This window comes from Sedimenticola hydrogenitrophicus (assembly GCF_025175675.1).
In the GTDB taxonomy this organism is placed as follows: Bacteria; Pseudomonadota; Gammaproteobacteria; order Chromatiales; family Chromatiaceae; genus Sedimenticola; species Sedimenticola hydrogenitrophicus.
In genome coordinates, this window is sequence record NZ_JANIOA010000002.1 from 141,037 (window position 1) to 161,728 (window position 20,692).

Sequence of the window (20,692 nt, forward strand, 5' to 3'; positions counted from 1 at the left end):
GTAATAATCGACCTGTAGGTGCGGCGCCTCGCCGCGATATCGGCCCGGGGGCGGGCCTCCTAGTGCAATGCCGGACTTCACGACCCCTCTCCTGAAGCGCACGGTGAACAGGTTTTATGCTTCGCGCTCTTGGTCTACTTTGCGGTTATCTTGATAACCTGAATCCGTGACTTGACCACCAACCCTAAGCATTCGCCGGCCTATCCCGGACGTCACGGATTCGGGTCAGATCCAGAAATTGCCCCAAATAACAAAAGGCCCGCGCAATATACGGGCCTTTTGTGGGTTTCTGTTACCTGGTGCAGGTCATCCGCATTTGGAATCGCCGCAGTTCAGGCAAGTCAGGCAGCCGTCCATCATAATGGCCGCCTTGGTGTTGCACTTCTTGCACAGCTGCGCGCCTTCCGGAAAGTCACTGTCGTGCTCCTTGTCGCGCAGGTTGATCGACTCTTCGTACTGGGCGCGTTTTTTATCGATCAACTTCTGCTGGTGCTCATCGGGACCCTCTTCCTTGAGCAGGCCGATCATCACCAAGTGGCAGTGGATGGCATCGCCGATCTCGGCCACCAGCGAGGGCATGTACTTGCCGCCTTTCTTGAAATAACCACCGCTGGGATCGAAAACCGAACGCAGCTCTTCCACCAGGAAGGTGACGTCGCCACCCTTGCGGAACACCGCCGAGATGATCCGGGTCAGGGCCACGATCCACTGGAAGTGGTCCATGTTCTTGGAGTTGATGAACACCTCATAGGGACGGCGTACCTCATGCTCGGTGCCATGATTGAGGATGATGTCGTTGATGGTGACGTAGAGCGCATGCTCGGAGAGCGGGGTGCTGATCTTATAGGTCGAGCCGAACAGCATCTCCGGGCGCGCGACCTTCTCATGCATGTGGATGATATTGCTTTCCGGGGTCTTGGCCTCGACGGGCGCCGCGGCCTCTTCCTCTTTGGCGACGCTGAAGCCTACGATTTTACTGTCAATCTTGATTGCCATATTGCTTAACCTTGTCAGTTGGGACTGAGCGGTTGAATCTTCTTGGTCAGACGCGGGGTCAGACGCGGGTCTGATGTTTTTTTATCGGTTGTTACGCGGGCTAGAACTTGCCGTAGTAACCCTCTTTCATGGCGTCGAACAGGTTGGCGGCGGTGTGCATCTCGCCATCATATTCGATCTCCTCATTACCCTTGGCCTCGATCACCGTGCCGTCTTCCAGGGTGAACTTGTAGGTGGTGTTGGCCAGATCCGCCTCCTTGACCAGCACGCCCTGGAACGCCTCCGGATTGAAACGGAAGGTGGTACAGCCCTTCAGACCCTGTTCGTAGGCATAGAGATAGATATCCTTGAACGCCTCGTAATCGAAATCGGTGGGCACGTTGGCCGTCTTGGAGATGGAGGAGTCGATCCATTTCTGCGCCGCCGCTTGTACATCCACGTGCTGCTTTGGCGAGACCTGATCCGCGGTGATGAAGTAGTCCGGCAACTGTTTGTCGGTCTCCTCGGAGTAGGGCATCGCCTCCTTGTTGATCAGCTCGCGATAGGCCAGCAACTCGAAGCTGAACACGTCCACCTTCTCCTTGCTCTTCTTGCCTTCGCGGATGATGTTGCGCGCATAGTGATGGGCGAAACTGGGCTCGATACCATTGCTGGCGTTGTTGGCCAGGGAGAGGGAGATGGTGCCGGTGGGCGCGATGGAGCTGTGGTGGGTGAAGCGGCAACCATCCTCGGCGATCTGCTCGACCAACGTGGGGTTTTCGGCGGCGATCTGCTGCATGTAGCGGCTGTATTTCGCATGCAGGATCTTGCCCTTCACCTTGTCGCCGATCTTCCAGTTGTCGACCGCCATTTCCGGACGCAGGGTGAGCATCTCCTTGGTGACGCTGAACTCCTGCTCCATGATCGGGGCCGGGCCTTTTTCCCGGGCCAGTTCGAGGCCGGTCTGCCAGCCGACCATCGCCAACTCCTTGGTCACCTTTTCGGTGAAGCGCAGCGAGGCGGCGTCGCCATACTGCATGCCCAGCATGGTCATGGAGGATCCCAGGCCCAGATAGCCCATGCCATGACGGCGCTTGTGCTCGATCTCTTTGCGCTGCTCCTCCAGTGGCAGACCATTGATCTCCACCACGTTATCCAGCATGCGGGTGAACACGGCCACAACTTCGCGGAACTCCGCCCAGTCGAAGGTTGCCTCCTTGGTGAAGGCGTTGCGGACAAACGTGGTCAGATTGACCGAGCCCAGCAGGCAGGCGCCGTAAGGGGGCAGGGGCTGTTCGCCGCAGGGGTTGGTGGCGCGCACGTTCTCGCAGAACCAGTTGTTGTTCATCTCGTTGACCTTGTCGATCAGGATGAAGCCCGGTTCGGCATAATCGTAGGTGGAGGACATGATAACGTCCCACAGCCGCTGTGCGCGGATGGTCTTGTAGATCTTGCAGGCGATCTTGGTGCCGGTCTCATCGGCGATGAAGCCCTCCTTGTAAGGCCATTCGCGCCAGATGATCTGTTTGCCGTCGGTCAGGTCGATCTTATCATCCTGCAGCTCCTTCTCCGAGATGGGGAAGGCGAGATCCCACTGCGCGTCCTGTTTTACCGCCTCCATGAACTCTTCAGTAATCAGCAGGGAGAGGTTGAACTGGCGCAGACGACCGGCCTCGCGCTTGGCGCGGATAAAGTCCATGACGTCGGGATGGCCCACGTCGAACGTGGCCATCTGGGCGCCTCGCCGTCCCCCGGCGGAGGAGACGGTGAAGCACATCTTGTCGTAGATATCCATGAAGGAGAGGGGACCGGAGGTGTAGGCCCCGGCGCCGCTCACATAGGCGCCCCGGGGGCGCAGGGTAGAGAACTCATAACCGATGCCGCAGCCGGCCTTGAGGGTCAGCCCCGCCTCGTGCACCTTGCCTAGGATCTCGTCCATGGAGTCATAGATAGTGCCGGAGACGGTACAATTGATGGTGGAGGTGGCCGGTTTGTGTTCCAGGGCGCCGGCATTGGAGGTGATGCGGCCGGCCGGGATGGCGCCGCGCCGCAGGGCCCAGAGGAAACGCTCGCCCCACTGCTGCTGCAGATCGGGGGTGACCTCGATCTCGGCCAGTGCCTTGGCGACACGCTGGTAGGTGCCGTCAATGTCCTGGTCGACAGGCGTACCGTCTTTCGCTTTCAGCCGGTACTTGGTGTTCCAGATATCGAGTGAGGCGGGTTGCAAGGGGATCTCCACGGCAGCGGTGGCTACAGCTTTAAGGTGGGCGCTTTTCATGTCACACAAATCCTTCGGCTCTTATATTTATATATGATTTTTGCGTTGTACGCCTGATTCCGGTCTCTCAATACCGGGGCGAACAATCACCTGCATTTAGTAAGTGTAATACGTATCTGCTTGGGTATGGATGGTTGTGCCAATGCGGCGGCATGGGCGGATTGTCAATGGACCGTCTGTTCTCATGAATGGCTCCTATATCTTGTGGTTTTACTTTCCGTGTCTGGCATGAAAACACAATATGTTGTGTTTGGATGTGTGAAGATTAGGATCCTTGGCGGTCCCTGTCAAGTCGCTTTATGGGGCATAAGAAAAAGCTGATAAATAGTAAAATCAATGACTTGGAGATGGCGCGGGGCCGGCGGATTATGATAAGTCACGGAAAAAAAAGGATTTTCAACAAAACACAACATATTGTGCTTTGTTGAAAAATTTCTCACAACTGGTGGTTGTCTGAAACAATTTATTCCAGCCGCGGAATAGCGGTTCAAGGTCGGGCAAATGTTGATTAAGGTCATATGATTAGAAACTAATAATATATTAATATTAGGCCAAGTAAAGTTTATCGGGATGAGCCCACGTGAATGAGAAAAAAACGACACTGGTGTTGGGTATCGGCAATACCCTGTTGACGGATGAAGGGGTGGGCGTTCACGTCATCAACCGCCTGCAGGAGCGGTTTTCGCAACGGCAGGATGTGGCCTTTGTCGATGGCGGTACCTTGAGTTTTTCCCTGGCGGGCCTGCTGGCGGAACATGCCCGGTTGATCGTGGTGGATGCGGCCCGGACGGGTGGCCGTCCGGGCAGTGTCGTCTGTTACGAGGCGAGTGAAATGGATCGCTACCTCACCGGCAATCGGCAAAGCGTCCATGAAGTAGGCCTTACCGACCTTCTGGATATCGCCCGTCTCTCTGAACATTATCCGGAGCATCGTGCGCTGGTGGGGATTGAACCCGAGAGCCTGGAGTGGGGCGAGCAGCCATCGGCGGCTGTGGCGCAGGCGATACCGCAGGCGGTGGGCAAGGTGATCGAGTTGCTTGATCGCTGGTCCGGCACTCCCCGCTGACCGGGTAGCGCAGCGGCCACTGGATCAAGTGGCGGCGCCACGGGTACGGCGCGCCTAAGTTGCTGTTATTAAATGGGTAAAATATTTATTTAGAAAGTAAAAGGCAACATGACCTGGGTCATCATGGGGTCTTCGCAATCGGGATAGTCTTGTGGCAAAGGATAATTTAAGAATATGAGCGTATTCGAACAAAAGGGTTCCGAGGCGGTTTCCAATCGCGCAATGCCGGGGATGACACACAACACGCTGCCCTTGCTGCATGAGGTGCGGCATGCGCTGGAACGGCTGCTACGCACCGGCGAGTCCACCATTATCGATCTGCGGGCGATCCCCTTTGGTCCGGGTGACGAAGAGCGCCTGCTCTCCCTGTTGGGGGAGGGCGAGGTGGCGGCGACGCTGGATGCCCTGGGCAGGACCACCGTCCGGGAGTCCCGCTTCAGCGGTGTCTGGATCGTGGACCACTACAACAGCGAGGCGGAGCGGATCGCGTTTCAGCTTGAGGTGATCGAGATTCCAGCACTGCTGCGCGCCCAGACAGAAGATATGTACCAGAGCCTCGGTGCCCTCGATTCGGTATTGAATGCCGAGATGCACGGGCCTGAGTGAGCGGGTTGCAAATCCGGTGATCCGGTTTTCCGTCTCTGCACTCAACGAGAACAACGACACAGAGTCAACAGCGATTCAGTAATAGAAAGGGAGGTAACATGGCTGAAAATAACACCCTGGGTGACAGCCTGAGGCGTCACGGGGTTTCGCGACGCGGTTTTCTGAAGTTCTGTACGGCAACCGCCTCACTCATGGCACTGCCGCCCAGCATGGTCCCGGCAATTGCCGCGGCGCTGGAGAAGGCCAGACGTCCCTCGGTCATCTGGCTCTCGTTTCAGGAGTGCACCGGTTGTACCGAATCCCTTACCCGCAGCCACTCGCCATCGGTCGAGAGCCTCATTTTTGATCATATCTCCCTGGATTATCACCACACCCTGCAGGCGGCGGCCGGTGAGGCGGCCGAGGCGGCCCGCGAGGCGGCCATGCACGAAAACAAAGGGAACTACATCCTGGTGGTGGATGGCTCGATTCCGCTGGGCAATCCCGGTTACTCCACTATCGCCGGTATCAGCAATCTGCAGATGCTGGAAGAGACGGCAAAGGACGCGGCGGCCATCGTCGCGGTGGGTACCTGCGCGGCTTTCGGCGGCCTGCCGCAGGCCAATCCCAATCCCACCGGTGCGGTCTCCGTCTCGGATATCATCAAGAACAAGCCGATCATCAATGTCTCCGGCTGCCCGCCGATTCCCACCGTGATCACCGGTGTGCTGGCACATTTTCTCACCTTCGGCACGATCCCCGAACTGGATCAGTACAACCGGCCCAAGGTGTTCTATGGGCAGAGCATCCACGACCGCTGCTATCGCCGTCCGTTCTACGACAAGGGTCTGTTTGCCGAGACCTTTGACGACGAGGGGGCCAAGGCCGGCTGGTGTCTCTACAAGCTCGGCTGCAAGGGGCCGATGACCTATAACGCCTGCGCCACCACCAAGTGGAATCAGGGGACCAGTTGGCCGGTCGAGTCGGGACACGGTTGTCTCGGTTGTTCCGAACCCCGCTTCTGGGATGCCGGCGGCTTCTACAACGCCCTCTCGGTGCCGATTAGCGACAACTCGCAGACCGTGGCCTTTGCCGCCGCGGCCGGCCTGGTATTGGGTGCGGCCGCCGCCGGGCTCAATTACAAGACCAAGGACGAGGCGCAAAAGGCACACGCCAACGTCACCGTCGATGATCTGGAGAAAACATCATGAACGAACCGATGGACTTTCTCATCTGGACCCGGGGCACCGCATTCGACATCGCCGTCACCATCTTCGTCATCGGCGTCATCCTGCGGCTGTTCGAGATCATTTCACTGGGTCGCAAGCAGAACCTGGCGGAGCCCAAGGGTACGGAGTTCGGTCCGGGGATGCGGACGATTTTCACCCGCTCCATACCCGATCCGGGGACCTTCCGGCGGCAGCCGCTCACGGTGGTGACCGGCTACCTGTTCCATATCGGCCTGTTTGTCGGTCTGTTCCTGTTCGTGCCGCACATCGAACTGTTCCGTGCCACCTTCGGATTCGGCTGGCCCGGACTGCCGAATCCGATCGTGGATGCGGCGACGGTGCTGGCCATCATCGGCCTGCTGGCCGGGCTCTGGCACCGGCTGATGAACCCGGTGATGCGCAAGATCAGCAGCGGGGAGGACTGGCTGGTGTGGACCCTGACCTTCCTGCCCATACTGACCGGCTACCTGGCCTATCACCGCATGGTCAATCCCTATCCGCTGATTCTCGGTCTGCATGTTCTGAGTGTGGAGGCGTTGTTGATCGCCTTCCCGTTCACCAAGCTGATGCACACCTTCACCGTTTTCCTTTCGCGCTGGTACAACGGCGCCATGAGCGGCCGTCGGGGGGTTGAGTCATGAGTCAAGCCACACTTGAGCGGGGTATCAACGCCCTCAAAGAACAGATCGATGCGCCCGTCGCCGCCTTCTTTTCCAGTTGCGTCAGTTGCGGCATGTGTGCCGAGGCGTGCCTTTTCTATACCGAGACCGGAGACCCGAAATATACCCCGATCTACAAGCTGGAACCGCTGCGCCGGGTCTGGGAGTCCGAATACACCCTGTTCGGCAAGCTAAAAAAGGCATTGGGTCTGCACAAACCGGTGACCGACCAGATGCTGGCCGAATGGCAGGAGTTGCTCTACGACAGCTGTACGATGTGCGCCCGCTGCTCCATGGTCTGTCCGGTCGGCAATGACATCGCCTACATGGTGCGCAAGACCCGTGAGGGCATGGTCGCCTCGGGCAACTCGCCGGAAGGCGTCAAGGGGGCAGCCACCCGGGCGGTCACCATCGGCAGTCCCATGGGGGTCAAGCTCAGCGCCCTGGAGGCGCAGATCCGGCATATCGAGGCCGACAGTGGGCTGAAGATCCCGATGGATGTGGAGGGCGCCGACTACCTGGCACTGCTTTCGTCCATGGAGATCATGAACTTTCCCGAGTATCTGCAGGCCCTGGCCAAGATATTCAAGCAGGCCGGGGTCAGTTGGACCCTCTGCTCCAGCGCGTTCGAGGCCACCAACTCCGGTATCCAGATCGGCTCCAGCGATATCGCCCGCACCTTGGTGCAGCGCATCGTCGATGGGGCGGAACGGCTGAAGGTGAAGCATGTCATCAGCCCGGAGTGCGGCCACGCCTATACCGCCATTCGCTGGGACGGACCCAACCTGATCGGCCGGCCATTCCCGTTCCGGGTGGTGCATATCCTGGAACTGCTGGATGAGCTGCGTGCCGCCGGCCGGATCAAGACCCGGGATCTGGAGAGCGACCGTCACACCTTCCACGATCCCTGCTCGATCGCCAGGAAGGGCGGCGTGATCGATGGCCCGCGACGCCTGATGAACATGGTCACCAGCGATTTCGTCGACATGAAGGAGCACGGCAAGATGGCCTGGTGCTGCGGCGGGGGCGGCGGCGTCTCCAGTAACGAGGATGCCGATGAGTTGCGAATCAGGGCCTTCAAGAAGAAACGGGATCAGATTGCGGAGACCGGGGCCGAGGTGCTGGTCACCGCCTGCGCCAACTGCCGGCTGGTGATCGAGGAGGGGCTCGAGGAGTACAAGGTCGAATTGCCGGTGGTTGGGCTCTCCGAACTGATCGCCGATCACCTGGTGGTGGATGAAGAGCCGCCGGAGACGCCGGAATAATGACGGACCTGCCGCACGCAATCGAACGGCAGGTTCATAACAACAGATCGCAGGAGCGCCATTGGCGCGAATCGCCGTCCGGCATGAAGCGGGGCGGTAATGGGAGAACAGAGCTATGAGCGAACGCATTGTCGTTGATCCGATCACACGTATTGAGGGCCACCTGCGCATCGAGGCGCAGATGGATGGCGACAAGATCGGCCAGGCCTACTCATCCGGTACCATGGTGCGCGGTATCGAAACCATCCTGAAGGGGCGTGACCCGCGCGATGCCTGGGCCTACGTGCAGCGCATCTGCGGTGTCTGCACCCTGGTGCACGGCATGGCCTCCATCCGTGCCGTCGAGGATGCCCTGAACTATGAGATCCCCAAGAATGCCCAGCTGATCCGCAACCTGATGATCGGGGCCCAGTATATCCACGACCATGTGATGCACTTCTATCACCTGCATGCCCTGGACTGGGTGGATGTGGTCTCGGCCCTGAGCGCCGATCCCAAGGCGACCTCCGAACTGGCCCAGTCTCTGAGCAGCTGGTCCAAGTCGTCACCCGGTTATTTCGCGGACATGAAGAAGAAGCTGAAGGGCTTCGTCGATGGCGGTCAGCTGGGGATATTTTCCAAGGCCTACTGGGGCCACCCGGCCTACAAACTGCCGCCCGAGGCCAATCTGATGGCGGTGGCGCACTACCTGGAAGCCCTCACCTGGCAGCGCGACGTGGCCAAGCTGCACGCCATCTTCGGCGGCAAGAATCCGCACCCCAACTTCCTGGTGGGCGGGGTGGCATCGCCCATCGACCTCAACTCCGACTCCGCCATCAATGCCAAGAAGCTCTCCCAGGTGCAGGACATCATCAACCAGATGCGGCAGTTCGTGGATCAGGTCTATCTGCCCGATACCCTGGCCGTCGCCTCGTTCTACAAGGACTGGTTCAAGCGCGGCGAGGGACTGGGCAACTTCATGTGTTATGGCGACCTGCCGGCCACCAGCATGAACGATCCGTCCGGTTTTCTGTTCCCGGCCGGCGTCATACTCAATCGCGACCTGAGTACCGTTCATGAGGTCGACGTGCACGATGCCTCGCAGATTCAGGAGTACGTTAAACACTCCTGGTACGACTATGAAGAGGGCAAGGAGAAGGGGCTGCACCCCTACGACGGCGAGACAACCCTCAACTACACCGGTCCCAAACCGCCCTATAAACAGCTGGACGTGGAGCAGGCCTACTCCTGGCTCAAATCGCCGCGCTGGAAGAACCACGCCATGGAGGTGGGGCCGCTGGCGCGGGTGTTGCTGCTCTACGCCAAGGGACATGAGCCGACCAAAGAGTTGGCCGGCTTCGCCCTGAAAAAGCTCGATCTGCCGATCGAGGCACTCTTCTCCACCCTGGGGCGGACGGCGGCCCGTACCCTGGAATCGAAGATTCTGGCCGATGGCATGCAGGGTTGGTATGACGATCTGATTGCCAATATCAAGGCCGGGGACAGCAAGACCTTCAACAACAAGCTGTGGGACCCCTCCACCTGGCCCAGCGAGTGCCAGGGGGCGGGTTACATGGAGGCGCCGCGTGGCGCGTTGGGTCACTGGATCGTGATCAAGGATACCAAGATCAAGAACTATCAGGCGGTGGTGCCCTCCACCTGGAATGCCGGTCCGCGGGACACCGAAGGCAAGGCGGGCGCCTACGAGGCGGCGTTGCAGGACAATCATCAGTTGCACGACCCGAAACAGCCGCTGGAGATCCTGCGTACCATCCACAGCTTCGATCCCTGCATCGCCTGCGCGGTGCATCTCTCCGACGAGGAGGGCGAGGAGATGGTGCGGGTGAAGGTGACCTGACGCCGGCGGCCAACGCGGCCTACCTGTGGATTCAGGCATACGCCGGGATGACGGGGTAGCACCGTAGGTTGCATTGGCGCAGCGTAATCCGACGCATACATCAGGTCTGTCGGGTTACGCCTTCGGCTAACGCGACCGACAACTGGATTCCGGCATGCGCCGGAATGACGGGGTAGAACCGTAGGTTGCGTTGGCGTAGCGTAATCCGACGCATACATCCGGTCTGTCGGGTTACGTCGGCGAGTCGGCCGCACGGCAGAAGGGCGGAGTAGGCCCGCGCCCGCTAACGCGTTGTGTTGACCTGGATCAGCTGATGGGCGAGGGGCGTGAACTCTTGACCGCTTTGATGGTCCATCAATTCGACCTTCAGTTCAGACTGGGCGGACCCCTGAATCGTCCGCTTCAGTGAACTGTATCGAGCAAACTAACCGGATCACCCATGCCGTCATCCCGCCACACCCCAGTCAGTAGTGCCCGACGCCCCTACGGCGTGCCGACGCTGCTGTTCCTGTTGCTGTGGTTGTGGTCCGGCCTGCTCTCCGCCGCCTGGTGTGTGAACGACATCGATCACCCGTTCGACAGGACGGGCGACCCGGGTGTGCTGCAGACGCGGGACAAGCCCGGACACCACACGGTGGTCTGTCAACGCGCTTCGAGCAATCCACTCAGCGTGGTTGGCGGCAACACCTTCCAGCGTAACAAGGATTCCGGATCGGCGGACCTGATCACGGCCCCGCAGGCGCCACTGCCGCTGTCGCCGGGGGCGACCAAAGCCGCGCCGCCGCGGTTCCACGAAGTTTCCGCTTTCACCTCTCCTCCACTCTACCTGCTGTTTCAGAAACTGCTGCTTCCCTTCACCGTCTAGGAGTCGGTAACTGTTGTCGCCTGGTGCGCCCGCTATCGGCACCAGGTCATTGGCACGACCGGCTCCCGCCCAACCCCGCAATATGATTCGCGACGCGGCACCCGCTGTGCCGGTCGCCACGGTTAACCGGAGCGCGCTCGCTCCACCGTTATGAAGGAAAGCAATATGATCCGTTGTATCTTGCACCGCAGCTGCATGAAGGCTGCCGCCACACTTACTTTAGCCCTGGTTCCGCTGGGTCTCTCCGCCGCGCCCTATGTCGCCGTACCGACCGGTGAAGCGCATCGGGTACTCATTATCGACAGCGCCATCGATCGGATCGTCGGCGAGATCGAGGGCATAAACAACAGCCATGGGCTGGCCGCCGCGCCCGATGGCGACCATCTCTATGCCGGTAGCCTGGAGATGCGTGCCGCGGCCGCGGCGCCGCCCAAACCCGTCGGAATGTCCGAGGACGAACACCTCTCCCATCACGCGCCCGCGAACGCGACGGCAGCGCCGCCGGCGGGTAGCGGCGACCTGCGCGGCACCGCTTACCAGATCGACTCCGGTGAGCGCCGTATCCTGCGCCAGATCGAGCTGCCGGGCGCGGTGCACCACGCGTTGATCACACGGGACGGGCGCTACGGGGTCTCCACCCACCCGGGCAGCGGCAACATCAGCGTGGTCAATCTCGACAGCGGCGAACTGACCGCCGTTGTGGCAACCGGCCCGGTCGCCAACTATATGGTATCCAACAGCGACGGCAGCCGGCTCTGGGTGAGCAATACCGGCAATGGCACGGTCAGCGAAATCGACACCAGCCGCTGGATCGTGCGCCGCAATCTGCTGGTCGACTCGGCACCGGAGCACATGGTGCTGGCGCCGGATGAGTCGAGCCTGTTCGTGGTGGCCAACGGTGTCGGTCAGGTGGTCGAGCTGGACATCGACAGTGGCGAGGTGGTGCGTCGTCACCCGGTGGGGCGGGACCCGCACGGGCTGGATATCTCCGATGACGGCAGCCAACTTTACGTGGCGGTGAAGGGCGAGAACCGGCTGGCGGCCATTCAGCTGGCCACGGGCGTGATTCGCAGTCTGCCGCTGGCACCGGAGCCCTATCACCTGGTCACGGTGAAGGATACCGGCAAGCTCTATATCTCCAGTCGCAAGGAGTCCAAACTGTGGGTCGTTAGTCAGCGTGATCTGCAACTGGTCGGCGAGATCCCGATCACCGGCATCGGCCATCAGATGGCGCTGCTCGGCGGGAGCTCCACAGCGGCAGCGGAGGCGAACCGGGGGCAGGGTGGCAAGCCATGATTCCGGAGACCGGTCTGTTTGCGCTACTGCTGGCCCTGGTCCTGGCCCTGCTGCAGGGCACCCTGCCGTTGGCGGGTGCCCGAACCGGCCACCCCGGCTGGATCGCCCTGGCACGGCCGGCGGCCTGGGGACAATGCCTGTTCCTGAGCCTCGCGCTGGCCGTGCTGGCCCAGTCGTTCATCGCCAACGATTTCTCGGTCGCCTACGTGGCCGCCAACTCCAACTCGCAACTGCCGTTGATCTACCGGATCACCGCAGTGTGGGGCGGTCATGAGGGGTCGCTGCTGCTTTGGGTCTGGATACTGTCGGCCTGGGGCGTCGCGGTCAGTCATTTCAGCCACGGCCTGCCGCGTGACATGCTGGCCAGGGTGCTGGGGGTGATGGGGCTGGTGGGGGTCGGTTTCCTGCTGTTTCTGGTGTTCACCTCCAATCCGTTCGAGCGGCTTCCGGTGCCGCCCGTTAACGGGCGCGATCTGAACCCCTTGTTGCAGGATCCCGGCCTGATCCTCCATCCGCCCCTGCTCTACATGGGCTATGTCGGTTTCTCGGTGGCCTTTGCCTTCGCCCTGGCGGCGCTCCTGGGCGGCCAGCTGGATGCGGTGTGGGCGCGCTGGTCGCGACCCTGGACCACGCTGGCCTGGGTGTTCCTGACCGCCGGCATCATGATCGGCAGTTGGTGGGCCTACTATGAGCTGGGATGGGGCGGCTGGTGGTTCTGGGATCCGGTGGAGAACTCCTCGTTCATGCCCTGGCTGGCGGGGATCGCCCTGATCCACTCGCTGGCGGTCACGGAAAAGCGTGGCGTGTTCAAGAGCTGGACGGTGTTGCTGGCGATCCTCACTTTTTCGCTCAGCCTGCTGGGCACCTTTCTGGTGCGTTCCGGCGTACTCACCTCGGTGCACGCCTTCGCCAGCGATCCGGCGCGGGGCATCTTCATCCTGGTGTTGCTGAGCCTGGCGGTGGGCGGCTCCCTGACACTCTACGCCTGGCGCGCGCCGAAGATCCAGGGAGGCGGCAAGTTCCAGCTCTTTTCCCGGGAGACCTTGCTGCTGGCCAACAACCTGGTGCTGGTGGTGGCGACCGCCACCGTGTTGCTCGGCACTCTCTATCCATTGGCTCTGGACGCGCTGGGCGTCGGCAAGATCTCGGTCGGTCCGCCCTATTTCAACAGCGTATTCGTTCCGCTGATGGTGCCGCTGATATTCATTACCGGCATCGGTCCGATGGTGCGCTGGAAGCAGGACCGGCCGGGCCGTCTCCTGCGGCGACTGTGGCTGCCGCTGCTGGTCGCCATCCCGCTTGGTGGGGTATTCACCTTCCTGGCAACCGACGGTCTGCGCGCGGAGACCGCCCTCGGCCTGATGCTGGCCCTGTGGCTGACATTGACCACCGCCCGGGAACTGTATCAGTGTGCGGCCGCGAAGAGCGGCTTTTGGCGGGGCCTGCGGGCGCTGCCAAGCCATCGCTACGGCATGCTGTTGGCCCACCTGGGGCTGGCAGTTACTGTCGTGGGCATCACCCTGGCCAGCGGCTACAGTGTCGAGCGTGACGTACGGGTGGCGCCGGGCGGGCTTATCCCGGTGGCCGGGTACCTGTTCGAATTCGGCCAGTTGGAGGAGCGCCAGGGGCCGAACTACAGCGCGGTGGTGTTCCCGGTGCGCGTCACCCGGGACGGGCATGAGATAGGACGACTTCGAGCGGAAAAACGCAACTATGGCGGCGGCAGGCAGCCGATGTCGGAGGCGGCCATATTGCCCGGCCTGTTTCGCGACCTCTATGTCGCCATGGGTGAACCGCTGGAGGGCGGCGCCTGGTCGGTGCGTGTCTATTACAAACCGTTCGTACGCTGGATCTGGCTCGGTGCCCTGCTGATGATGGCGGGCGGGTTCCTGGCGGCCTTCGACCGGCGCTACCGGCTGGTCCGGCGCCGCGTGCCGGACGACCAGCCAGCGATCCCGGGCGGCGTATTGGCCGGGGAGGCACGCTCATGACCCGGGTACTCAACCTCAGGCGGTGCCGGACGCTCCTGTTGCTGTGGTTGCTGTCGGCGTCCGCCCTCACTCCGGCAGCGAATCATCCTGCCGATCTTTATCCGTTCGATGATTCAGCTCGGGCGGCGCGATTCTGGCAGCTGACCACCCAGTTGAGGTGTCTGGTCTGCCAGAACCAGAATATCGCCGAGTCCAACGCCGATCTGGCCAAGGACATGCGCGACGCCCTGTACCGGCAACTGCTTGCCGGCGCGTCGGATGACGAGATCATCGACTTCATGGTGTCACGCTACGGTGATTTCGTGCTCTTCAAGCCGCCGTTCAAGGGCTCCACGCTGTTGCTGTGGGTGGGGCCATTTTTGCTGGGCGCGTTGGGCGTCGGCGCCTTGTGGTGGATGGTGGCCGGGATCGCCCGCCGCCCGGAGGACGGGGAGTTGACCGACGAAGAGCAGGTGCGCCTCAAGCGTTTGATAAATGAAACCCACGGGGGGACTTCCTGATGATCGGATTTTGGCTGACGGCCGCGGCGATGGTCTCCATCGCCCTGGCATTTGTGGTGACACCGCTGTTGCGATCACGGGCAACCGCCACGGCACCGCGGGGGATGCTGACTATTGCCGTGCATGATGACCGGCTCAGGGAACTGGGCCTCGATCTGGCGGAGGGGCGTATCGACCAATCCCTCTACCAGACAGCGAAACAGGAACTGGAGCGCGAGCTGCTGCATGACCTCGATGAACGTGCCCCGAAAACACCTGGCTGCGACCGGCAGCCGCGATGGAGCGGTGTCGTTGCCGTGGCGCTGGTGGTGCCGCTACTGGCGACGCTGGGGTACTGGCGGTTGGGGGAGTACGGGTTGATCGATGAAGCCCGGGCGGCCCAGCGGCTAGCGCTGCCGACACCGGAGGAGATGGTGCGGCAACTGAGCCAACGGCTGGATCAGCAACCGGATGACGTGCGTGCCTGGCAGTTGCTTGCACAGGGCTATCTGGCCATGGGGCGTTACCCGGAGGCGGTGGACGCCTATGAACGCGCCCTCGCGGTGGCGGGAGATACGGCCGAACTGCTGGCCGGCTATGGCGAGGCCCTGTCGATGATCGACGGGGAGGCGATCAGCGGTCGTTCCCTGGACTTCATCGAGCGGGCGCTGGCCCTGGATCCGCAACAGCCGAAGGCGCTGTGGCTCTCCGGAATCGGCGCCTATCAGCGCGGTGAACTGGCACGGGCGGTCGGCGCCTGGGAACGCCTGATCGGCCTGCTCCCGCCCGACAGCGCCAACGCGGAAACGGTCAACAAGGCCATCGTGGAGACGCGCCGGGAACTGGGCGAATCGTCACAACCGACGCCGGTCGTCAGCGAGGCTGGGAAATGAAAGATAGCCACATCAAACCGGAGCGTTTCGAAAATCACCCCGCGGGTACATCCACCGATCCCGCGACGCAAACCGATAGTCAGCCAATGGAGAGAACCGCCGTGAATGATCCCGTAGTAAATCAGAGTCAGGAACGTCCCCTCAGTCGCGATCTGTTCCTGTTGTTGCGTCACTGGCTGTCGCAGCGGCGGGTGCAATTGGTCCTGGGGGCGCTGCTGCTGGGGCTGGGGGGCTGGTTCAACTGGGATTGGCTGGTGGCGGCCGGCCTGGCCCCGCTGATCCTGGCCATCGCCCCCTGCGCGGTGATGTGTCTGATGGGGATGTGCATGCACAAGGGGCACGGCAAGTCGGGTTGTCACGGTAAGGGTAGTGACGACAAAGGGGGGAATTCCCCCGATCACGAGGGTTGACGCCGACCGCTCGGGACGGATTGACCGGCTACCGGTGGCTCGGGAGCATTCCACGTTTGTCCGGAGGGGCTGGCACCTTCTGTCGAGGGAGGCCGTTCACCCATCAATTGGGGCTCACTGCCGCCATGCCTGGCGGCAGGCGCCCTCGGCAGAAGGCACCAGTCCCTCTACCGCAAATTCAGTTGGGTAGGGACCATCTCTCCCTTACCTCCGCCAGTGGCCGCCAGGCCAACAACGGAGTTCCGTAGGATGTGGTGAGTAAAACGAACCGCATCAAGGCGGTGGCCGTTTCCAACGAGGCCTGGTGCGGTTCGCGGGCTCACCGGCACCCTACGTCAAGGTCAGGATATCGATGGTGGGCACGTAGTTTGTGCCCACCTTTTATTGACCCGTACCGCACCTTCTACGGACTGCCGCGGCAGGTTGGATGAACCGTAGGTCGCATTAGCGCAGCGTAATCCGACGCAAACACTACCGTGCCTCTCCTGCCTCCGGTTCCTGCTCCAGGCGGGCGAGCAGGGGGCGTATCTTCTGTTCCAGGATCTCGCGGTTGATGGGGCCGATCTGCTTGTAGCGGATCTTGCCCCGTTTGTCGACAATGAAGGTCTCCGGTACTCCGTAAACGCCCCAGTCCATGCCGCTGAGACCCGGAAAATCGTAGGCGATCTCCAGGTACGGGTCACCCAGTTCGGCCAGCCAGGCCAGCGCGTCCTCGCGCCGGTCCTTGTAGTTGAAGCCGTAGAGCGGATATTTACCCTCGCGGGCGAACTCCATCCACAGCGGATGCTCGTCGCGGCAGGCGGTGCACCAGCTGGCGAATACGTTGTAGAGCGCGACCTGGCCCTGGAACATCTCCTGGGTAAAGCGTTTTTCGGGATCGCGCAGGGTCGGCAGATCGAACGTCGGCACCGGCTTGTCGATCAGGGCCGAGGGGACCTCGCGTGGGTTCATAAACAGGCCGCGACCGAGCAATGCGGCCATCAGCAGGAACAGGCCGAGGGGAATCAGATAGCGATACTTCACAATGGATCTCCAGTATGACAATGGATCGACGAGGGCGGCGCCATCGTCGACGGACCCGGTAACCGGGGTGGCAGTGAGGGGAGATCAGCCGGTGATGGGTGGACGCAGTGGCGGCACGGTGAAGCGCTGGATCGGATGACGGTCGAGCGGCTGGAAATCAGCACTTCGGGAGGGTGGCGGAAGCGTGTTCAAGCCCGGGGTTTGTGCAGCGGCAAGGCAGGTCACGCAGGCGGTCGGGGTGGACCCGTCGAGCCCGGGGCAGCAGTCCGTAGCCCCGGAAATGGCTGTCACCTGCATGCCGGGATGCAGCGGAGAGAGTGCACCACTCCAGGTGACGGGGCCGTGCAGCATGGCGATCGCCAGCACCAGCAGCAGTGCCAGATGACGGCAGCGGCGGCGGGTGCAGTAGTCGGTACATGCCATGGGGTGGTTCTCTCCGGACCGGGGGACGCAACGCGGCAGATATGCCTGCCGCCCCTGGTGAGACCAGCCGAGCCGGCAATGGTTCACCCATCGGCGTTCGCCTCGCGAAACTGATGCTCTGTCCAGCCGCGGTGGCTCGACCGGCCGGCTGGCGGATCTGCCCGTGGACTTAACCGAGAGGGGCGTTTATTCTTTCCGTACATATTTTCAGTGAATTCGGCCCTGACATGAAAGGCAGCATAATAGGAACACTTCTGCTTCAGTTGGGCAGTGTCTTTGTACTCTCGACGCTGCTGATCGGCTATCTCTGGATTGACAGTGAATATGAAAACCTGGCGCGGGAGAACGCGCGCTATCGGGCGGAGTACCTGGAGAACCAGAAAACCATCCTGCGCTCCGAAGTTCTCAGGATGAAAGGCTTCCTGCTCTCGGAAAAGGCCCGAGCCGAACAACGGCTGGAGCAGCAGATCCGCCAGCGGGTGAATGAGGCGCATGCCATCGCCACCCACCTCTACACAATCAACCGCGGCCGCCTGGACGATCGGGAGATCCAGCAGGCGATCCTGGAAGCGCTCAGAAGCATCCGCTTCAATGCTGGCCGCGGCTACTACTTCATCACCTCCCTGAACGGCATCGAGCACCTGTTCCCGCCCAATCTGGCCCTGGAGGGCAAGCCGGCCGAGGCGATCTTCTCCGCTAAGGGGGTCAAGGTGGTAGCGGATATGATCGACATCGTCACCCGGGAAGGGGAGGGATTCCTGCGCTATGACTGGCCTCGTCCGGATGACCAGAGCCGGGAGTTCCGCAAGTACAGCTATGTCAAACTGTTTGCCCCCTATGGCTGGATTATCGGTACCGGCGACTATCTGTCGGAGATTGAAGCGAACATCCGGGAAGAGAGCTTTCGCAGCATCGCCAGGGTGAAGTACGGCTTGAATGATGAGGGCTATTTCTTCATCAACTCCTATGCCGGCGATCTCTACGTGACCAACGGCGAATATTTCGGCGCGGAGAAGAACATCTGGGAGATCACCGATGTAAACGGCAAGAAGGTGGTGCAGGAGAACGCCGTCCTGGCCAGGTCGCGACCGGAGGGTGGATTCAGCGAGTATGTGTGGAAGAAGCCCGGGGGCGAGGAGGCAGCCAAGATCTCGTTTATCGTCGGCATGGATGAGTGGAATATCTTTATCGGTAGCGGTGCTTACACCGATACCCTGGAGCAGGAGATCAGGCGCCGCGAAAACGATCTGGCGTCCCGGCTCAGGCAGCGCATTGCCGGTACGCTCGGCGTCTACCTGGTGGCGGTCGTGCTGATCGCGGTGGCGGCCATTCTCATCGGCCGCAAGCTGTCGCTCAATTTCCGGCTGTTCCAGCGGGCTTTCGGCAGGGCCGCGGACAGCCGCGTGCGGATCGACACCGACCGGGTCCACTTCAAGGAGTTCAGGGCGCTGGCCAACAGTTGCAACGGCATGATCGACGCCCTGAATCAGCAGACGGAGCGACTCCGGCACCAGGCCTACCACGACCACCTGACCACCCTGCCTAACCGGGTGATGGGGATGGAGCACCTGGCGCGGATGATCGACTATGCGCGGCAGGAGGCGTCGACACTAGCCCTGCTCTATATCGATATCGACGATTTCAAGGAGATCAACGACACCCTCGGGCACTCCACTGGCGACCGACTGCTGCAGACCATCTCGGAGCGGCTCTCCCATGCGGTGCGTGAGGAGGATGAGGTCGCCCGGCTGGGCGGTGACGAGTTCATGGTGATCAGCGGTCTGTTGAACGACCCGGATCACGCCACCGTGATTGCCGAGAAGCTGCTGCAGGTGCTGAAGGAGCCCTTCTCGGTCGAAGACAGCGCGTTCCATATCTCCGCCAGCATTGGTGTCTGTCTCTTTCCCGGAGACGGCGAGGATGCCGAAACCATGTTGAGAAATGCCGATTCGGCGATGTACCAGGCGAAGCGAACCGGCAAGAACGGCTACATGTACTACCACGACCGGATGACGCAGGAGGCCGCCGAGCGTGCGGCGCTGCTGGATGATCTGCGGGTGGCGATCACGGAGTCGCAGTTTGAACTCTTCTTTCAGCCCCATGTCGATGTCGACAAGTCCGCCATTGTCGGTGTCGAGGCGTTGATCCGCTGGCGGCATCCGCACAAGGGTCTCATCGGTCCGGACCGGTTTATCCCGCTGGCCGAATCGAGTGGCCTGATCATGCCGATCGGCGAGTGGGTGTTGCGCCAGGCCTGCGCCTGTTTTGCCCAATGGCGGTCGGCGGGGTATGCGCTCGACTATATCGCGGTGAACCTTTCGGCCAGGCAATTGCAGCGGGAGTCGCTGCCGCAATTGATTACCGAGGTGCTGACCGAAACCGGTCTGACACCGGACGCCCTGGAACTGGAGATCACCGAGAGCCTGGTGATGGAGATATCAACGCCGGTGGCCGAGGCGCTCGCACGTCTGAAACAGCGGGGGCTGGGGCTGGTCATCGATGACTTCGGCACCGGCTACTCCTCGCTGACCAGTCTCAAGCAATTGCCCATCAACAAACTGAAGATCGATCGTTCCTTTGTCCGGGATCTTGAAGTGGACGAGAATGACAAGGCAATCGTCAAGGCGATCATCGGCATGGGCCGCAGCCTGGGATTGACCGTGGTGGCGGAGGGGGTGGAGGAACGGACCCAGGCGCAGCTGTTGCTGCAGGAGGGTTGCCATATCTTCCAGGGCTACTACTACAGCCGGCCCTTGCCGGAGCCGGCGTTTCTCGATTTTCTCACTCACTATGCAGGTGAATGCGCCGGCGGCCGGTCATCCCCGAGTGACGTGCGCTGATACAACGACTATCCTTTGGATTGCCTGCCTTGCCAGGAAGGGTAAACCGGTGGACGCGAGGCGGCTGCCTATAGCGCGCGCATCAAGGAGGCCCTGATCATGCTAGTCACCTTTTCCTCTCCAGCCTACGCGGATATAACGATGTTCGGTGACGTGGCACTCCGCCTGCTCAAACTGATGGGGCACAGCGGTACGGTGCCCGGCGCACTGCTTGCAGAGGATGTCCCGGCGGCGCTGGCGCGTCTGCAGGCGGCGATCGCGGCAGAAAAGAGGTTGCCCGAAGTAAAAACGGCGGATGCAGAGGACGACGAACCAGCCGTCACTCTCCCGCACCGCGCCTTGCCTTTAATCGAATTGCTCAAGGCGGCGGCAAAGGCGGAATGTGACGTGATGTGGGACAGTCGCAACTAAAATCCTGCAGCTGGCGGTGCACCCGCATCGCGCTGCGGCTGCAACGCGCCCCCGGCGTCAACCTTGCCGGTGCCGCGCTGGCACTCGAACTGCTCGAACGCAGCGCGCAGCTCATGCCCGCTAGCGCGCCCTGTCACCCTAACCCATTATCCCGGGTGTGGCGCCCA

18 protein-coding genes are annotated in these 20,692 nt (G+C 61.4%); 14 read left to right on the plus strand and 4 right to left on the minus strand.

What is annotated here, in order from left to right:
* Positions 1–306 precede the first annotated feature (306 nt).
* Both NPX02_RS02475 and NPX02_RS02480 read right to left on the minus strand, forming a co-directional pair.
* Positions 307–996, minus strand: a complete 690-nt coding sequence (locus tag NPX02_RS02475; protein WP_260291589.1) for a TSCPD domain-containing protein — start codon at positions 994–996, stop codon at positions 307–309.
* A 100-nt stretch (positions 997–1,096) separates the two neighbouring features.
* On the minus strand, positions 1,097–3,253 hold the full coding sequence (locus tag NPX02_RS02480; protein ID WP_260291590.1) for an adenosylcobalamin-dependent ribonucleoside-diphosphate reductase: 2,157 nt from the start codon (positions 3,251–3,253) through the stop codon (positions 1,097–1,099).
* 580 nt (positions 3,254–3,833) lie between these two features.
* Here NPX02_RS02480 and NPX02_RS02485 point away from each other — a divergent pair.
* The 12 genes from NPX02_RS02485 (at position 3,834) to NPX02_RS02540 (ending at position 15,828) form a co-directional block, all read left to right on the plus strand.
* Positions 3,834–4,319 carry a HyaD/HybD family hydrogenase maturation endopeptidase gene (locus NPX02_RS02485; RefSeq protein WP_260291591.1) on the plus strand — a complete coding sequence of 162 codons (486 nt, stop codon included), beginning with the start codon at positions 3,834–3,836 and terminating at the stop codon, positions 4,317–4,319.
* A 174-nt stretch (positions 4,320–4,493) separates the two neighbouring features.
* On the plus strand, positions 4,494–4,925 hold the full coding sequence (locus tag NPX02_RS02490; protein ID WP_260291592.1) for a hydrogenase expression/formation protein: 432 nt from the start codon (positions 4,494–4,496) through the stop codon (positions 4,923–4,925).
* A 98-nt stretch (positions 4,926–5,023) separates the two neighbouring features.
* The gene (locus NPX02_RS02495; protein ID WP_260291593.1) at positions 5,024–6,115 is read left to right on the plus strand and encodes a hydrogenase small subunit; all 1,092 of its coding nucleotides are present in this window, start codon (positions 5,024–5,026) and stop codon (positions 6,113–6,115) included.
* Positions 6,112–6,774 (plus strand): respiratory nitrate reductase subunit gamma, encoded by a 663-nt coding sequence (locus tag NPX02_RS02500; protein ID WP_260291594.1) that lies wholly within the window; start codon positions 6,112–6,114, stop codon positions 6,772–6,774. Before NPX02_RS02495 ends, NPX02_RS02500 begins: the two co-directional genes overlap by 4 nt.
* Complete coding sequence (locus NPX02_RS02505) at positions 6,771–8,057, plus strand: (Fe-S)-binding protein (protein WP_260291596.1); 1,287 nt, start codon at positions 6,771–6,773, stop codon at positions 8,055–8,057. Before NPX02_RS02500 ends, NPX02_RS02505 begins: the two co-directional genes overlap by 4 nt.
* A gap of 115 nt (positions 8,058–8,172) precedes the next feature.
* The gene (locus NPX02_RS02510) at positions 8,173–9,894 is read left to right on the plus strand and encodes a nickel-dependent hydrogenase large subunit (protein ID WP_260291598.1); all 1,722 of its coding nucleotides are present in this window, start codon (positions 8,173–8,175) and stop codon (positions 9,892–9,894) included.
* A gap of 439 nt (positions 9,895–10,333) precedes the next feature.
* Entirely contained in the window at positions 10,334–10,759 is a 426-nt protein-coding gene (locus tag NPX02_RS02515) for a hypothetical protein (RefSeq protein WP_260291599.1), read from the plus strand.
* Between the two features lie 165 nt (positions 10,760–10,924).
* The gene (locus NPX02_RS02520) at positions 10,925–12,055 is read left to right on the plus strand and encodes a YncE family protein (protein ID WP_260291600.1); all 1,131 of its coding nucleotides are present in this window, start codon (positions 10,925–10,927) and stop codon (positions 12,053–12,055) included.
* Positions 12,052–14,046 carry a heme lyase CcmF/NrfE family subunit gene (locus NPX02_RS02525; RefSeq protein WP_260291601.1) on the plus strand — a complete coding sequence of 665 codons (1,995 nt, stop codon included), beginning with the start codon at positions 12,052–12,054 and terminating at the stop codon, positions 14,044–14,046. The genes NPX02_RS02520 and NPX02_RS02525 overlap by 4 nt, the downstream gene beginning before the upstream one ends.
* Positions 14,043–14,546, plus strand: a complete 504-nt coding sequence (locus NPX02_RS02530) for a cytochrome c-type biogenesis protein (RefSeq protein WP_260291602.1) — start codon at positions 14,043–14,045, stop codon at positions 14,544–14,546. The genes NPX02_RS02525 and NPX02_RS02530 overlap by 4 nt, the downstream gene beginning before the upstream one ends.
* Positions 14,546–15,418 carry a c-type cytochrome biogenesis protein CcmI gene (gene ccmI / locus NPX02_RS02535; RefSeq protein WP_260291603.1) on the plus strand — a complete coding sequence of 291 codons (873 nt, stop codon included), beginning with the start codon at positions 14,546–14,548 and terminating at the stop codon, positions 15,416–15,418. The genes NPX02_RS02530 and ccmI overlap by 1 nt, the downstream gene beginning before the upstream one ends.
* Positions 15,419–15,519: 101 nt before the next feature.
* Positions 15,520–15,828, plus strand: coding sequence for a hypothetical protein (locus NPX02_RS02540; protein WP_260291604.1), 309 nt, complete (start codon positions 15,520–15,522; stop codon positions 15,826–15,828).
* 471 nt (positions 15,829–16,299) lie between these two features.
* Here the strand turns inward: NPX02_RS02540 and NPX02_RS02545 are convergent, their stop codons facing one another.
* Both NPX02_RS02545 and NPX02_RS02550 read right to left on the minus strand, forming a co-directional pair.
* Positions 16,300–16,851, minus strand: coding sequence for a DsbE family thiol:disulfide interchange protein (locus NPX02_RS02545; RefSeq protein WP_260291605.1), 552 nt, complete (start codon positions 16,849–16,851; stop codon positions 16,300–16,302).
* Between the two features lie 84 nt (positions 16,852–16,935).
* Positions 16,936–17,361: a hypothetical protein gene (locus tag NPX02_RS02550; RefSeq protein ID WP_260291607.1), complete on the minus strand. Its 426-nt coding sequence runs from the start codon at positions 17,359–17,361 to the stop codon at positions 16,936–16,938.
* A 176-nt stretch (positions 17,362–17,537) separates the two neighbouring features.
* Between NPX02_RS02550 and NPX02_RS02555 the strand changes: the two genes are divergently transcribed.
* Positions 17,538–20,114 carry a bifunctional diguanylate cyclase/phosphodiesterase gene (locus tag NPX02_RS02555; RefSeq protein ID WP_260291608.1) on the plus strand — a complete coding sequence of 859 codons (2,577 nt, stop codon included), beginning with the start codon at positions 17,538–17,540 and terminating at the stop codon, positions 20,112–20,114.
* Between the two features lie 99 nt (positions 20,115–20,213).
* On the plus strand, positions 20,214–20,525 hold the full coding sequence (locus NPX02_RS02560) for a DUF1840 domain-containing protein (protein ID WP_260291609.1): 312 nt from the start codon (positions 20,214–20,216) through the stop codon (positions 20,523–20,525).
* Positions 20,526–20,692: the final 167 nt, after the last annotated feature.

Bases quoted from the DNA above. Each gene is read 5' to 3' on its own strand.
- NPX02_RS02510 (WP_260291598.1), top strand. From the start codon at position 8,173: ATGAGCGAACGCATTGTCGTTGATCCGATCACACGTATTGAGGGCCAC.
- ccmI (WP_260291603.1), top strand. From the start codon at position 14,546: ATGATCGGATTTTGGCTGACGGCCGCGGCGATGGTCTCCATCGCCCTG.
- NPX02_RS02530 (WP_260291602.1), top strand. From the start codon at position 14,043: ATGACCCGGGTACTCAACCTCAGGCGGTGCCGGACGCTCCTGTTGCTG.
- NPX02_RS02515 (WP_260291599.1), top strand. From the start codon at position 10,334: ATGCCGTCATCCCGCCACACCCCAGTCAGTAGTGCCCGACGCCCCTAC.
- NPX02_RS02525 (WP_260291601.1), top strand. From the start codon at position 12,052: ATGATTCCGGAGACCGGTCTGTTTGCGCTACTGCTGGCCCTGGTCCTG.
- NPX02_RS02500 (WP_260291594.1), top strand. From the start codon at position 6,112: ATGAACGAACCGATGGACTTTCTCATCTGGACCCGGGGCACCGCATTC.
- NPX02_RS02505 (WP_260291596.1), top strand. From the start codon at position 6,771: ATGAGTCAAGCCACACTTGAGCGGGGTATCAACGCCCTCAAAGAACAG.
- NPX02_RS02560 (WP_260291609.1), top strand. From the start codon at position 20,214: ATGCTAGTCACCTTTTCCTCTCCAGCCTACGCGGATATAACGATGTTC.
- NPX02_RS02490 (WP_260291592.1), top strand. From the start codon at position 4,494: ATGAGCGTATTCGAACAAAAGGGTTCCGAGGCGGTTTCCAATCGCGCA.
- NPX02_RS02475 (WP_260291589.1), bottom strand. From the start codon at position 996: ATGGCAATCAAGATTGACAGTAAAATCGTAGGCTTCAGCGTCGCCAAA.
- NPX02_RS02520 (WP_260291600.1), top strand. From the start codon at position 10,925: ATGATCCGTTGTATCTTGCACCGCAGCTGCATGAAGGCTGCCGCCACA.
- NPX02_RS02480 (WP_260291590.1), bottom strand. From the start codon at position 3,253: ATGAAAAGCGCCCACCTTAAAGCTGTAGCCACCGCTGCCGTGGAGATC.
- NPX02_RS02495 (WP_260291593.1), top strand. From the start codon at position 5,024: ATGGCTGAAAATAACACCCTGGGTGACAGCCTGAGGCGTCACGGGGTT.